Below are 15,097 nucleotides of genomic sequence, written 5' to 3'. Positions count from 1 at the left end.
AGAAATGTCCACAATTGTGAATTGTGCACTGTGAATTGTGAATTTAGTAGTATTAGTGACAATATCAATAAATGTTAATTACTTTCAGGAATAGATCAAATTTAGAAGTGATACATCTATATATAGGATATTTTAATAAGTTAATCTATTATGAAATGCGAACTATAAAATTAATAATATTAATAAATAAATTAATATTATTAATTTATTTGATGATTTTAATTAAAATATTTAAAATATATATTGAAATATATAAAATGTATAGTATAATTAAATTATAAAACAATAAATGGAAGTGATTACTATGTACAAACTTATAAGTAAATGTCCAGTATGTGCTTCTAACCTTAAAATCACAAGATTAAAATGTAACACATGCAATACAATAATAGAGAATGAATTTGATTTACCAGCTATAAATTACTTGAATGATGAGCAAATACATTTTATGGAGGTATTTTTAAAGTGTAGAGGAAGTATTAAAGATGTTGAAAAAGAATTAAAAATATCTTATCCAACAGTAAGAGCAAAACTTGATGATGTAGTAGAAGCACTGGGGTACAAATTAGCTAAAAAGAATGATAGCAATGATGACATATTAAATATGCTAGAACTAGGAGAAATTACAGCAGAGCAGGCAATAGAAATGTTAAAAAAATAATTAAATAAGGCATCTTCAAAAAATAATGTACCAGTATGTTAGTTTATTTTTCATCATATTACGTTGTCAGAATCTGAGTATAAAATATGCTAACATCTTTGGTTTATTATTTTATTTCAGATGCTAATATTGGGGAGTGTTAATTATGAATGAAGAAGTATTAAGAATTACAAAAATGATTGCTGAAAACAAAATTACTGCTGAGGAGGGGGCTAAGCTTATTCAATCACTTAATAATGATAAAAGCGAAATTATTATTCAAAATAAATTTGATAAATTTAATAAATTTGATAGGTTGGAAAAAAGCTTGAAAATCAAAGTTACTTCTCAAAGAGATAACAGTGATAAGGTAAATATGAGTATACCTTTAAAGGTAATTAAAGCTTTTGGAAATTCTATAAAAAATATACCACAGTTGCAGGAAAATGGTGTAGATGTAAGTGCAATTATGGAAGCTATTGATTCAGGAATAGAAGGAACTATTGTTGATATTAAAAGCGACAATGGAGATACGGTAGAGGTTTATATAGAATGATAGAATTCAATAATTTTTTATCTTTAATTCTTAACTTTTAAATAAATATAGAGAAAAGTAAAAGTTAATTTGTATTTGTAAAAAACTAATGTAATATTTTTCAAAGTATTACATTGGTTTTTTATATTTTGATTATAGGTTTTAAGAAAATACAGTTAATTAGAATATCCAAACCAGAGAATAGGACAAAGATGCAACCTTTAAATATCTTAAAATATAAAATAACATTACCTTTTACAGAGTATTAATAATATATATAATACAGTATTTAGTACAATATAATGATTTGAAATGTTAAACTAAATATACTATTAAATTACATATAGTGTAATTTATAGTGCAATTATCATATTTTTAATATAATTTATATTTTTAAGATTTTTTTGACAGTAAAATGGATTGACTAGGGATAAGCCATATGATAATATGCTAGTGTCAGTAATGGCTTCTGTATGAATTTGTCGAAAATTCGTACAAGCTACTAAGTAATAGATTACATTTAATAATGCTCAATCTATTTAAATAAAAATAAAATATTAGGAGGTAATTATGGCTGAAAAGAAAAGAAAAAGTTTATTCCAAAAATTTCTTGATGGTGTAGAAAAAGTTGGAAACGCACTGCCGCACCCAGTAACAATCTTCTTTATACTATGTGCTATTGTTATGGTAGTATCACATATTTGCTATAAAGCTGGAGTTGCTGTTAATTTCACAAAAATCGCGAAAAATGATGCGGGAGTTTATGAAGCTAAAGATACAATAGTTAATGTAGTTAGCTTGTTGACACCAGATGGAATAAGATACATCTTTAAGAATGCTGTTACTAACTTTACAGGATTCGCTCCATTAGGAACAGTATTAGTTGCAATGTTAGGGGTTGGAGTTGCAGAAGGTACAGGACTTATATCAACATTAATAAGAAAATTAGTTTTATCCACTCCAAAAAGTTTAATAACAGCAGTTGTTGTGTTTACAGGTATAATGTCAAACATAGCATCAGATGCTGGATACATAGTTTTAATACCATTAGGTGCTTTAATATTTGCAAGCTTTAAAAGAAATCCACTTGCAGGTATTGCAGCTGCTTTTGCAGGTGTATCTGGAGGATTTAGCGCTAACTNNGAACTATTGACCCATTATTAGGTGGTATAAGCACAGAAGCTGCTAAAATGATAGATCCAACATATTCAGTGGCAGCAACGGCAAACTGGACATTTATGTTTGTGTCTACATTCTTAATCACAATATTAGGTACATTAGTAACTGAAAAAATTGTTGAACCAAGACTTGGTGAATACAAAGGAGACTCAGCGGCAATAAAACTAGATAAAATAAGTAAAGAAGAAAAAAGAGGGCTTTTATTTGCTGGAATCGGATTTTTAGTGTTTATAGCAGTAATATGCTTATTAGTAGTACCAACTAATGGTATATTAAGAGATCCTGAAACACATGAAATTCTTGGACATACTCCATTTATGGATGGAATAGTATTTATAATAATGTTATTCTTCTTGGTACCAGCAGTTGGATATGGTATAGGCTCAGGAACAATAAAAAATGATAAACAGATTGTAAGTGCTATGTCTAAAGCAATGGCAAGTATGGGCGGATATTTGGTACTTGCTTTCGCAGCTTCTCAATTTATAGCTTACTTTAACTATACTCAATTAGGTACAGTATTAGCAGTAAAGGGAGCAGAATTCTTAGAAGCATTAAAATTTAAAGGTCTACCATTAATAATTGCCTTTGTATTATTAGCAGGATTTATAAATTTATTTATGGGTTCTGCATCTGCTAAATGGGCAATTATGGCGCCAGTATTTGTACCAATGTTTATGAAGCTTGGTTTCTCTCCAGAGTTAACTCAAGTTGCCTATAGAATAGGAGATTCATCAACAAACATTATATCACCACTTATGAGTTACTTTGCGTTCATAGTAACAACAGCGCAAGTTTATGATGAAGAATCAGGAATAGGTACATTAATATCTATGATGCTTCCATATTCATTAGTATTCTTATTAGGATGGACAGTATTATTGATAGTTTGGTACATGCTAGGAATTAACCTAGGACCAGGAGCACCATTATTCTTTGGATAAAAATTAAAGGCACTGTATAGTGCCTTTTTATTTAATTCACAATTATGGATATTTATCAGTGAAAATTGGGAAATTTATAGTTGATTCTGTAGTGGCGAACAGTGTTCACCACGTAATAACTAGCAATTGTATTGCTAGTTTAAAACAAATTTGAAGAAATTATTTTATATAGAAATAATTTTAACATCAATTGCCAATTGTCCATTTTCAATTGTCAATTGATTAAAGATGGAGGATGTTATGATAAATAGGGATAGAATAGTAAATGAGTTTTTAAAATATGTTCAAATTGACAGTGAAACTAAAAATGAAAAGCAGTTTGCAAATTTTATATCAAATGAACTTAGAGAAATTGGGTTAGAAGTGACAATAGATGATGCAGGAGAAAAGGTAGGTTCCAATACTGGAAACGTTATAGCTAAACTTGCAGGAACAAAAGATGTAGAACCAATATTATTCAGCTGTCACTTAGATACGGTATCTCCAGGGAATGGTATAAAACCTATTATAAAAGATGATGTTATATATAGTGATGGAACAACTATATTAGGTGGGGATGATAAGGCAGGAATAGCTGCTGTAGTTGAAGCATTAAGAGTTATAAAAGAAAATAATATAGAGCATGGACCAATCGAAATAGCATTTACAATCTATGAAGAAGGTGGATTATTTGGTTCTAAAAATTTAGATTATAGCAAGCTAAATTCTAAATTAGGATTTGTACTTGATAGTGGTGGAGAGCCAGGAAAAATTATAGTTAAAGGACCTGCTCAAGATAAAATAACAGCAGTAGTAAAAGGAAGACCTGCTCATGCTGGTGTTTGTCCAGAAGAAGGAATAAGTGCTATAGAAGTAGCTTCACATGCTATAAGTAATATGAAATTGCTTAGAATTGATGAAGATACAACTGCTAACATAGGTTCAATGATTGCAGATGGTCCTACAAATATAGTATCACCAGAATTAACTATAAAGGCTGAAGCTAGAAGTTTAGTTAATGAAAAACTAGATAAACAATCAGAACATATGGTTAAATGCTTAAAAGATGCTGCAGAAAAATTTGGTGCAGAAGTTGATATAGATGTACAAAGAATGTATGGTGCATTTTCTGTAGAAGAAAGTGATAGAATAGTTGAGATTGTAAAAAATGCTTCTAGCAGCTTAGGATTTCCAATATCAATTGCTGCCACAGGTGGTGGAAGTGATACAAATGTATTAAATGCTAATGGAATAAAAGCAGTGAACTTAGGAATAGGTGAAAGAAAGCCTCATACATTGGAAGAGCATTTACACATAAAAGATTTGATAGATTCCACTAAATTAATTATAGAGATAATAAAGTCTATATAAATCATCTTCAATAAAGAATCTTAGAGAAATTTTCTCTAAGATTTTTTACTTTAAATTTCAGCAATTACCCTAGAGCAAAGCCCTGACATTCCTTCTATGTTTATTGGGTAAGTATGAACCTTAAATTCTTTATTCATTGTTTCTTCTAACAATATTTCTAAATTATCAAGATTTTCGATAACAAATACATTATTATCAGCACAATATTGGTCTATTTTTACATGCTCAGAAGGTTTCCTTATTCCTGCTGTATCTATACCAATTATACTTACTTTCTTATCAAGAAGGTATTGGATTAGCTTTTCAGATAACTCAGGATAGTTTTTAAAATATTCCTTTGTACCATATCCTTTTCCTTTTAAAGATCCTGTATAAAACATTACAAAATCATTTTCTTTTATTGCTGTTATATCTATATCGTCTATTTCAATTTCTCTATCTTTAATATGACTTACATCAAATACTTTTCCGTTTCTTTCAGTATTATCTAATGAGAATTCTTTATCCATAACATCAAAATGAGTTCCTATATGGCCTAATATTGTCATCTTTTTATTTTCTGAAGCTTCACTCCAAAGATTATTCCACATGTCTTTACTTATTTTAACAGTTAAATCAATCTTCATATATATCTAACTCCTTAATTTTATTTTCTAAATGATAATTAAACTCTTCTAAGAATTTAATTATAATATCTTGTTCTTCTTCTTTTATTTGCTGAAAAAATTCTAAATCTCTTTTTTCATAATCTTTATGTGCTTTTTCATGTTTTATATAGATTTCTCTTCCAAGGTCGGTGAGTGCAAAATATATCTCTTTTTTATTGTCTGGGTTTTGATATTTTGTTATTACCTTTTGCTCCAACATTCTTTTAGTCATTTTACTGATAGCTCCCCTTGTCATATCTAGAGCTTCTGATAGTTTAGTAACATTGGGATCCTCTATTTTTCCTATTAAATCAATACAGTGTACTTCTGACAGACGAAAATCATTGAAATATCCATAAGTGTCTGTAAGCTTACCTAATAAATCTTGTTTTTCATATACTTGTTTAAAATTATGGAAAAGAACATGTGGCTTATTAATAATATTACCTCCTTTTACTTTAAAAAAGTTTCCTAGGAAACAATTTAAGTATATGTAAATTTTGTTTCCTTGTCAACAAAAAACTAAAATAAATTATAAACATAACAATAATTTATTTCCATTAAGTATATTAAAATAACTAACTAATCGAGTAAGAATCATAGATTAAAAATTTTATTAAAGTTTCAGTTTTATAAAAAATATTTATAACTTTATATGGAATTAAATATAAATTTATCCGTTATTATCACAAAAAAACAAAAGATATCATAGTATGAAATTAAGCAATATGTAAAGGTGATATTTTGTTGTACGCATTAATTCTGGCAGGTGGAAAAGGAACAAGATTGTATCCCTTATCAAGAGCTAATAATCCCAAGCAGTTTTTAAAAACTGTGAACAATAAGAGTTTTTTAAGAAACACTGTAGATAGAATTAAGCCAATAGTAAGTAAAGAGAATATCTTTGTTGTTACAAATCAAGAATATATTGATAAGATATATGAAGAATTGCCTGAAATAAGCAAGGAGAATGTATTTATAGAGCCGACGAATAAAGAAACTGCAACTTGTATAGGATTGTCTGCTGTTAAATTGTTAAAGAAAGATAAAGATGCTGTTATGGTAGTATTACCATCAGATCACTATATAGAAGGTGAAAAGCAGTTTATCGATACTTTAAATCAGGCAATTGAGATAGCAGAAAAAAAGAGGGGATTGGTTACTATAGGGGTAAATCCTACAAGACCAGAAACAGGTTATGGATATATTGAAATGGGTAAACCTATAGGGGGAAATATTCCAACCTTCAAAGTTGAGAGGTTTACTGAAAAACCTAATATTGAAGTTGCTAAGGATTTTTTATTAAAAGGAACCTATCTTTGGAATAGCGGTATGTTTGTATGGAGGGCAGATGTATATTTAAGAGAGATGGAAAAATATCTTCCGAGGATGCATAGCTGTATAACGGAGATTTATATGCATATAGGTGAAGAATATGAGGATGATATTATTAAGGAACAGTATAACCTTATAGACGGAATATCTGTAGATTTTGGAATAATGCAGAAGACTCGTAAGGCTTATGTGATAAAATGTGAATTTACTTGGGATGACATAGGTAGCTTTGCAGCACTTACGAGATTTTTAAAGTGCTATAGAGGAAATAGTATATCTGGACCAGCTTTTTTGAATAGTAGTGAAAACTGTTCTGTATTTGGAAGTAAAAATTTAATTATTGGCTTTGGGCTTAAGGACTTAGTTATTGTAGATGCTGGGGATGTGATATTGGTAATGGACAAATCTAAAGATCAAGAAATAAAGCATTTATTAAATGAAATCAAAGAAGAAGAGGATTTAAGGGGATTCTTATAAAAGATATATATGAGTAATTTTATGATAAAATAAAAGGTAAGGAATTAGAAATTATAGAAACTTCTCAATCATATTGTGAAGTTTAAGGTGTTTTAAGAAAAGTGACAGAGTCACTTTTCTTTTTTTACGGCGAATTTTGTGAAGTTGATAAGGTAATATTTATAGCTTAATTTCTGAAGGATTCAGTACTTTTATAAATTTTATTTGATTTATCTGTTAATTTTGGTTATGATTTTGAATAGTGATTTATAATTTTAATATAAAAATATAAACTTGTAAATTATAATACATAAGCAATTATAATATTTCATTTTAATTTATAAAGTTATATTAAATGACTGATAGGCATTATAAATATTTCAAGGTATAAGCTATTAAAATCTGTATTATATATAAAATAATATATGTATTTTAGACTATAAATTTTCGTATACATAAATTTTAAAATGCTTATTATAAATTACACTGTTAAAGGAGATGTAATAGTTGGAAAATCAGCAGAGACATATTATATGTTATTACAGCATGAAGTTTAATGCTGATAATGGTAATAGTAAAGGACTATTTTTGATTATTAATGAAAAAAAGCTAATATTCAAATCGAGAGAAAATTTTATTGCTGAAGATTTAAGAGAAGCACATATAAAATGCTTAAAATGTTTAATGGCTGAAATTGAAAGATTAGAGATAAAAGGCAAGATAACTTCTGAGGATAAAGTTTATATTAATACTGATTCTAAGGCAGTATTAGATAAAATAAATGAAATTTTAAGTGGATTTAAGGAAAATAAATGTAGTATAAAGAAATTATCTAAAATAGCTTTAAAATTACAATGGCATAGAAATTGGGAATTGGTTTTTAATAAGAATAATAGTAAAGAATTGTATAAGTTTTTGAAAGAGTTTTATGGTAATAATAAAAAAATAAAGGATTTACAAAGAAAAAATAAAGAAAATAATGATACTAAAAATATAAATAAAATATTAGAAAACAATAATTTAGATATTATATTTTTCGATTTTGAAATGAACTGTACTAATGTTGAAGGTGTAAACAATGAAATAATTTCAATTGGAGCAGTAAGATATAGTAGCAATGATAACAAAGTATTTTACTCTTATATAAAACCATCTTTTAATTCTGTTTTGAGCGATCGCTGCAAAACATTAACACATATAAATCAAAAAGAAATAGATAATGCAGACTATTTTACAAAAGTTTTTTCTAGATTTGAAAAATGGGTAGGAGAAGATGAAGCAATTTTTATAAGTTGGGGAAATGATGATATAAGAGCTTTAAAAAGAGATGTAAGATTAAATAAATGTAACCTTTCCATTGTAGATAAGATGGTCAATAATTATGGGAATTTGCAGGCTGTAATAACAAAACATTTAAATAGCAAAACTCAAATTTCATTAATAAATGCTCTGAAAGCATATGATATCGAATTTGAAGGTCATCAGCATAATGCTCTTGATGATACTATAAATTTAGGTAAACTATATGTGAAATTTAAGGAAGAGTTGAAAGATAAAGAATTTATAGGAAGTAGCAATTAATAGTGGAGAATTGAGAAATAAGCTAGTTCTTCACTATTAATTATTTCTAGATTTCCATAGAGAATATATATAGACATACTAGTTTCAATTTTAATGTATGAACTCATAAAAGTGTTCTATTAAATTATTTGAGTTTACATTAATATGCAATTGAGAATTGACGATTGACNNAGAACTTATTCCTTGTAAAAAATTTATATCCTATTTGGAGGAATGCATGGAAATATTAACCTTTAATAAGCTATGTAATAGAAATAAAGAAGATTTATACAATTTTATAAATAACTCAGATATAGATTATAATAAGAGTTTTGAAGATATGATAAAAGTTTTTGAGAGTGAAGTATTTAATTATGGAGAAAATGTTTTTGTTATATTTGAAAATGGATATATAAAAGGATCCATATCTGTTATAACAAGAGAAACTAAAGTCTCTGGGGATGCATACATTACTGGTATACACATAGAGGAGGATACATTACAAAAAAACTCTAAAATATTATCTTCTTTGATGGGTGAAGCAGAGGAGGCTTGTGATACTCCTTTTACCAAGAAGATAATTTTAGGTATTACAAATAAAATAATGTACTTGTCCTCTTATATAGAAAGTTATAATTTTAAATATGTCCATAATGCTACTATAATGAAATATGATTTGGATAAAATATTGCAATTAGAAGATAGTATAAAAGTAGAATTTATTCCTTTAACTGATGAGAATAAAGATGAATTTAGGACAATCCATAATGAAGCTTTTAAAGGTAGTCCTAATGCTGCGACTTTAAGTAAAGAGGAAGTACAGGATTTTATTTTTCAATATAGGGGAAATGAAGATCTTGTAGGTATAGTTAAAAATAATAATAATAATGTTGGAATATATATGTTAGCAGATATAGATAATGAAGGCTGGATTGATAATATTGGAGTATTAAGTAGCTCTAGGAGAAAAGGAATAGGAAAGGCTATAATTAAGAAATCTATTCAATTATTAAAAAAGAGAAATGTAAGAGCAATTAAACTTTTAGTTATAAGTTCAAATGAAGTAGCTTACAACCTTTATAATAAATATGGCTTTAAGGAAGAAGCGATTTTTTCTAAATGGTTTGAGAAGAAATTGGAAAAATGTATTGATAAAACATAAAGTTATAAATTAAGTAAAGTGATAAAGAAATATAATTCTTTATACCTTTTGATGTACAATAGTAATATAGATAAAAACTTTCAGCCATGATATGCTAAGAATATATTAATGAAGCATCTTAATAAAAATAATAGACTGATATTTTAGTATATTTTGTATTATACTATATTATAGGAACTGATATATAATAAAGCATCACTAACATCAAGTCATATAAAAGATGTTATACAGTTCAGATTTAAATTTTTAGATGCTTAAATTAATAACTAGGCATAAATTCTTGGAATATATTTTAATACTAATTTTAGGCCAAAAATAAAAGTGTAATGTAGTTTATTACACTTTTATTTTTATATTTTCAGGGAAAACTTATATTTTATTTAATAGAACGATAAAATAGCTTAAAAGAAAAACCGGTATAGATATACCAGCTCTAGAATTAATATATATGTTAAACCAATCAGTATTTTAGGGTATCATCGCTTAAAATATTGAATTCACAATTCACAATTTTGGATATTTCTTAGTGATAACTGAGAAATTTAGAATTGATTAACTGTAGCGGTAAGCAGTGTTCGCCAATAATAATTAGCAATTGTATTGGCAGTTAAACAATCCATTAAAGAAATTATTTTGATCAAAAATAATTTCAAACTTAATTGTGAATTTTGCATTGTGAATTGTGAATTGAAATACTCAAGGGTGTAGTTATATTTAGCTATATATTAATTTCTAATGTAGTTTATCTCTATATATCTACTTTAGAATAAATCTCGTTGTATACATTTAATGTGCTTTTAGCTGTATTTTCCCAAGAATATAATTGTGCTCTTTCATAGCCACTATTTCCATAGTGTGTTCTCAAATTTTCATTTGAGAGCATTTCACCTATGGCGTTAGAAAGTTCATCTATACTCTGAGGATTTACGAGCATACCACTATCACCTACTACTTCAGGTATAGATGTTACATTAGAAGTTATAACTGGAGTACCACAATTCATAGCTTCTAATGGAGGAAGTCCAAAACCTTCATAAAGAGAAGGGTAAACAAAAGCTTCACAGGCATTATAATAGATGGGGAGATCTTCTTCATCAGCAAAACCTGTAAATAATATCTTATCCGTCATATTTAGCTTATCTCTGAGCTTCACCAGTTCTTGAGAAGCATCCTTATAAGAACCTACAATTACAAGATTAAATTCACTATCTAAATCTTTATATATTTTTGTAAAAGCTGAAATTAGAGAATGTACATTTTTTCTTTCACTAAACCCACCTAAATATAATATGAAAGGTTTGTCTATATTATATTTTTTACTAATAAACTCTTTACAGATCTCTTTATTTAGAGGTTTGTACTTTATATCTGCAGCTAAAGGGGTTACAAAAACTTTTTTTTCATCTATAGGAAAAAATTTTAATATATCTTTCTTACTGTACTCAGAAACAGTAATTATACCGTGAGCTTGTTCTATAATAGTAGGCATTTCTTTTAAAAATTTTAGTAAATATCCTCTACCTACAGTTTCAGGCATAATATAAGGTATTAAATCATGTATAGTAACTATTCTCTTACAATGTATAGAAGAATTTAGTCCTATACCATTTTGGGGTATATGATATATGTCAATATCTTCAGATTTCATATTATAAGGAAAATAATGATCTTGAAAAAATCTATGATATTTTTTTGATGCCATTACTACTTTACTATTATTTTTCTCGAATTTTTCATAATTTTCCCCAGACCAGTAAATATGATAATAATTATTTTTATCTATATTGAGTAGATTTTTTAGAACATTATCTGTATAAGTACCAATTCCTGTTCCTGCATACCAATTGATACCTCTAGCATCAATTGCAATCCTCATAGAATTTCACCCCTTATAATTAATATAAATTAACATACATTCTTCTTTATAGTAATTAATTTAACAATGAAAATGGATAATTCATAGCTATAAATATTTCTCACCAGTAATAATAACTTTAGTGCGATAGATGATAATAAGGTGCTAAAAAATTACAATTATTCTACTGTATATTAAATTTAAAAATAGTATTACTATAAAGGAATAATAAACTAAAACTATATATTACTATATTAGTTTAATTAAAAATATATGTTACAAACTTTACAAATTAAAACACACATTACAAATACTTTTCATATATTACAAATAGAAGACTGTTTTGGAGGGAGATTTTTGGACCTTTCTACTATTAGCCAATTAGTTAAAGAGAACTATAATCTTGATATAACTTATGTAGAAAAAAATAAAAGTGTATATAGAGTGGAAACCCTTTATAATATTTATTGCTTAAAAGTCATAGGCTACGAATTTGAGCATTTTTTATTTATATTGGGGGCAATTAAACATCTTCAAAACAATGATTTTAATTATATTCCTGAAATAATTAAAACTATAGATGGACTAGATTATATTAAGATATATGACAATTATGCTTATCTGACCCCGTGGATAAATGCAAGAGAAAGTAATTATGATAATCCCTTTGATGTCAAAAATGCGGCTAAAAAATTGGGAGAGCTTCATAGCAAAAGTGAAAATTTTATTATAAAACCCAATATGCAGCCTAGAATTGGCTGGTTTAGATGGATAGAAACTTACAAGATAAGAAAAAACGAAATTTTAGATTTTAAGAGAAGAATTGATAAGAAAGAATGTAAATCCCAATTTGATTTGAATTATCTAAGCATTATGGAAGAAGAATTAAAAAGATGTGATAACAGTATAAAAAATCTTTTGAGTAGTAAATACATGGAGAAAATGCAGAATCATGTTTGTAGTAAAGGCTTTTGTCATCATGATTATGCTCATCATAATGTATTGATTAATCATAATGGAGACATAAATATCATAGACTTTGATTATTGTATATTAGACTCTTATCTTCATGACTTAAGTAGTCTTTTAATTAGGAGGATGAAATATAATAAATGGGAATTGGATAGTGCTAGGGAGATTCTAGATGCTTACATGGAGACTCATAGGTTAGATCAAGATGATATCCCTATAATGGCAGCATTTATGGAGTTTCCTCAGGATTATTGGCAAAGAGGTATTCAATATTATTGGGAAGAGAAACCATGGGGGGAAGAATTTTTTCTTAAAAAATTAAAATTCTTCTGTGATGATCGAGATGAAAAGCAAGAATTTATAGAAAGTTTTAGAAATCTCATAATCTAATTCTATCATTTTAAATGGAGGGGTGTTATGTCATATAAAAAAGATGAAGAAAACAAAATAGAAAATTATGAAAGAGATTATGAAGAGGATAATGGACTAAGAACAGTGGATGACTATGATGAGAAGCTAAGGAAAATGGAGGACCATATTAAGGAACTTAAAAAAATTAAGAAGAGACAAAAGAAGCTTCAAGAACTGGAGCAAGAGAAGGAAGAAATATTAAATAAAATGTCTAAAAGGCTAAAAAGAAAGCACAAGTAGGGGTGGTGCTATGAGAAGATTTTTCTATGATACTTTTGGAGAATATCTAAAAGAAAAAGGAATTAAAAAGATAGATTTTATATTGAAAGATAATAAGTCATTAAGCAAAAGAGGTTTAGATGAAAGGGTAGCTAATCAGCTACAATTAATTTCTGAATTTCATGCTAATTCTTGTGGTTTTAATGGCTATTTAAAAAGAAGAATAAATAATGACACTTGTAAACTAGTTGAAGAATATAAAGTACAAATAAAGAGGTTTTCTAAGCATATGGAAACAATAAAAGAAGTTGGTCCTAAGAATGAATTTGAGAAATTATTAATGGTTAATGGTGATAAATATTTAAAAAGAGCTGAAGAGTGCATGAATTATATTCATAGCTCAAATTATATGGACTTAATTTCAAGAAGTATGAAGAATGTTGAGGTATGTCTAAGTGATGTAGGTTTTGATAATTTAGATAAGGGAGAAACTTTAGAAATAGTTAATTTTTACGACATAGCCTATAATATGGTTGAGATGGATGCCTATTACTTATTATCTAAGCTTAAAAGAAAAGGTGCAAATTTAAATTGGGAAAAACATGTTAAGAAATTTTGCGAATTAGAAAAGCTAGATAATAACAGTGAAAGATTTATATTAGCCATGCTATCATATCCTCATGAATTTATGAAAATATATGATAAGTATAGAAAAAATAAAAAAAATTGGAGTGATAAAGAATATAGTAACAAATTAATAAAGGCTATGGAGGAGGACGGTTTTTCCCTAATAGGTGAGGTGGAGCAATGATAGAGGGAAGATTTAGAGATAAAGACTTTTTGTGTAAATATGATTTAGATATAGGGCTTTTTAAAAAATATAATTATAGGGTGAATGATATAATACCAATTAGAAAGCTATTTATAATTTCCACGGATAAGGGAAATAAAATATTAAAGAAGTTAGATTATGATTTAAATCACCTAGAATTTATAGACAGTGCTATTAAGTATATAGAAAATAACAATTTTAAGAATATTTTTAGCTTTGAAAATAACAAAAAAGGTGAAATATGCACTAAACATTATAATAACTATTATGTAGTTATGAACTTAATTGAAGGAAGAGAATGCGAATTTAATAATCCCATAGAGGTTAGTATGGCATCTAGGGCACTTTCTAAGCTTCATTTATCATCTGAAGGCTTTAGATATAAAGAAAATACTTATAGATACATGGTAGGAACTCTAATCGATAATTTAGCTAGAAAAAAAGAAGAACTTTTAATTTTTAAGAATTTAGTTAAAACTTATGAGAATAAAAAAGAATTTGATGAAGTTTTTATAGAGAATGTAGATTATTATATAGAGGAAATGGATAAGAGTATAGACATTTTAAACTCATCTTCGTATTTAAAGCTTTGTAGTGAAGAAGATAAAATAGTTTTATGCCATCATGACTTGGCATATCATAATATATTAATCAAAGATGATGAAGTTTCTTTTATAGATTTTGACTATGCAATTATAGATTTAAGGGTCCATGACCTTTGTAATTTTATAAATAAAGTAATTAAAAATTTTGCCTTTGATTTTGAAAAGGCACATAATATAATAAATTGTTATAAGGAAAATATAAATCTTGATAATAGAGAATTAGAAGTATTATATGGAATGTTATACTTTCCTGAGGATTTTTATAGTGTAAGTAAGAATTACTATAAAAGAAAAAAAATATGGACAGAAGAAGTATTTCTATTTAAACTTAAAAGAAAATTAGAATACCAAGAAGAAAGAAAAGAATTCTTAGAGAAGTTTAAAAGTTATTATGA

The 15,097-nt window shown here is 27.1% G+C and carries 13 protein-coding genes and 1 pseudogene; 11 read left to right on the top strand and 3 right to left on the bottom strand.

Annotated elements, in window-relative coordinates; translation table 11 throughout:
- Positions 1 to 304 precede the first annotated feature (304 nt).
- The 4 genes and pseudogenes from B2W91_RS18380 (at position 305) to B2W91_RS18365 (ending at position 4,648) form a co-directional block, all read left to right on the top strand.
- Positions 305 to 661 carry a DUF2089 domain-containing protein gene (locus B2W91_RS18380; protein ID WP_291583558.1) on the top strand — a complete coding sequence of 119 codons (357 nt, stop codon included), beginning with the start codon at positions 305 to 307 and terminating at the stop codon, positions 659 to 661.
- A 145-nt stretch (positions 662 to 806) separates the two neighbouring features.
- Positions 807 to 1,196 carry a hypothetical protein gene (locus tag B2W91_RS18375; RefSeq protein ID WP_291583557.1) on the top strand — a complete coding sequence of 130 codons (390 nt, stop codon included), beginning with the start codon at positions 807 to 809 and terminating at the stop codon, positions 1,194 to 1,196.
- A 549-nt stretch (positions 1,197 to 1,745) separates the two neighbouring features.
- Positions 1,746 to 3,298, top strand: a pseudogene (locus tag B2W91_RS18370) (AbgT family transporter).
- A gap of 240 nt (positions 3,299 to 3,538) precedes the next feature.
- On the top strand, positions 3,539 to 4,648 hold the full coding sequence (locus tag B2W91_RS18365; RefSeq protein ID WP_291583556.1) for a M20/M25/M40 family metallo-hydrolase: 1,110 nt from the start codon (positions 3,539 to 3,541) through the stop codon (positions 4,646 to 4,648).
- Positions 4,649 to 4,698: 50 nt separating this feature from the next.
- On the opposite strand, the gene B2W91_RS18360 is transcribed toward B2W91_RS18365, so the two are convergent.
- Entirely contained in the window at positions 4,699 to 5,274 is a 576-nt protein-coding gene (locus B2W91_RS18360) for a cyclase family protein (protein WP_291583554.1), read from the bottom strand.
- Positions 5,264 to 5,629: a MarR family transcriptional regulator gene (locus B2W91_RS18355; protein WP_291583562.1), complete on the bottom strand. Its 366-nt coding sequence runs from the start codon at positions 5,627 to 5,629 to the stop codon at positions 5,264 to 5,266. Before B2W91_RS18355 ends, B2W91_RS18360 begins: the two co-directional genes overlap by 11 nt.
- A gap of 410 nt (positions 5,630 to 6,039) precedes the next feature.
- Here B2W91_RS18355 and B2W91_RS18350 point away from each other — a divergent pair, with 410 nt between their 5' ends.
- From B2W91_RS18350 to B2W91_RS18340, 3 genes are all read left to right on the top strand, one after another.
- On the top strand, positions 6,040 to 7,107 hold the full coding sequence (locus B2W91_RS18350) for a mannose-1-phosphate guanylyltransferase (RefSeq protein WP_291583552.1): 1,068 nt from the start codon (positions 6,040 to 6,042) through the stop codon (positions 7,105 to 7,107).
- Between the two features lie 486 nt (positions 7,108 to 7,593).
- On the top strand, positions 7,594 to 8,667 hold the full coding sequence (locus B2W91_RS18345; protein WP_291583550.1) for a 3'-5' exonuclease: 1,074 nt from the start codon (positions 7,594 to 7,596) through the stop codon (positions 8,665 to 8,667).
- A 217-nt stretch (positions 8,668 to 8,884) separates the two neighbouring features.
- On the top strand, positions 8,885 to 9,808 hold the full coding sequence (locus B2W91_RS18340; protein ID WP_291583548.1) for a GNAT family N-acetyltransferase: 924 nt from the start codon (positions 8,885 to 8,887) through the stop codon (positions 9,806 to 9,808).
- A gap of 748 nt (positions 9,809 to 10,556) precedes the next feature.
- Here the strand turns inward: B2W91_RS18340 and B2W91_RS18335 are convergent.
- Complete coding sequence (locus B2W91_RS18335; protein WP_291583546.1) at positions 10,557 to 11,684, bottom strand: glycosyltransferase family 4 protein; 1,128 nt, start codon at positions 11,682 to 11,684, stop codon at positions 10,557 to 10,559.
- Between the two features lie 336 nt (positions 11,685 to 12,020).
- Here B2W91_RS18335 and B2W91_RS18330 point away from each other — a divergent pair, with 336 nt between their 5' ends.
- The 4 genes from B2W91_RS18330 to B2W91_RS18315 all read left to right on the top strand — a co-directional run.
- On the top strand, positions 12,021 to 13,025 hold the full coding sequence (locus B2W91_RS18330; protein WP_291583544.1) for a CotS family spore coat protein: 1,005 nt from the start codon (positions 12,021 to 12,023) through the stop codon (positions 13,023 to 13,025).
- 27 nt (positions 13,026 to 13,052) lie between these two features.
- Positions 13,053 to 13,286 carry a hypothetical protein gene (locus B2W91_RS18325; RefSeq protein WP_291583543.1) on the top strand — a complete coding sequence of 78 codons (234 nt, stop codon included), beginning with the start codon at positions 13,053 to 13,055 and terminating at the stop codon, positions 13,284 to 13,286.
- A 10-nt stretch (positions 13,287 to 13,296) separates the two neighbouring features.
- Complete coding sequence (locus tag B2W91_RS18320; protein ID WP_291583541.1) at positions 13,297 to 14,076, top strand: hypothetical protein; 780 nt, start codon at positions 13,297 to 13,299, stop codon at positions 14,074 to 14,076.
- Positions 14,073 to 15,097, top strand: a 1,025-nt coding sequence (locus B2W91_RS18315) for a CotS family spore coat protein (protein WP_291583540.1), incomplete at its 3' end; no start/stop codon positions are given. The genes B2W91_RS18320 and B2W91_RS18315, both read left to right, overlap by 4 nt.

Origin of the sequence: Clostridium sp. UBA6640 (genome assembly GCF_002455975.1) — a bacterium.
Taxonomy (GTDB): domain Bacteria; phylum Bacillota; class Clostridia; order Clostridiales; family Clostridiaceae; genus Clostridium_J.
Note: the sequence above shows the minus strand (reverse complement) of the source record. Positions and strands in the feature narration are given on the sequence as shown.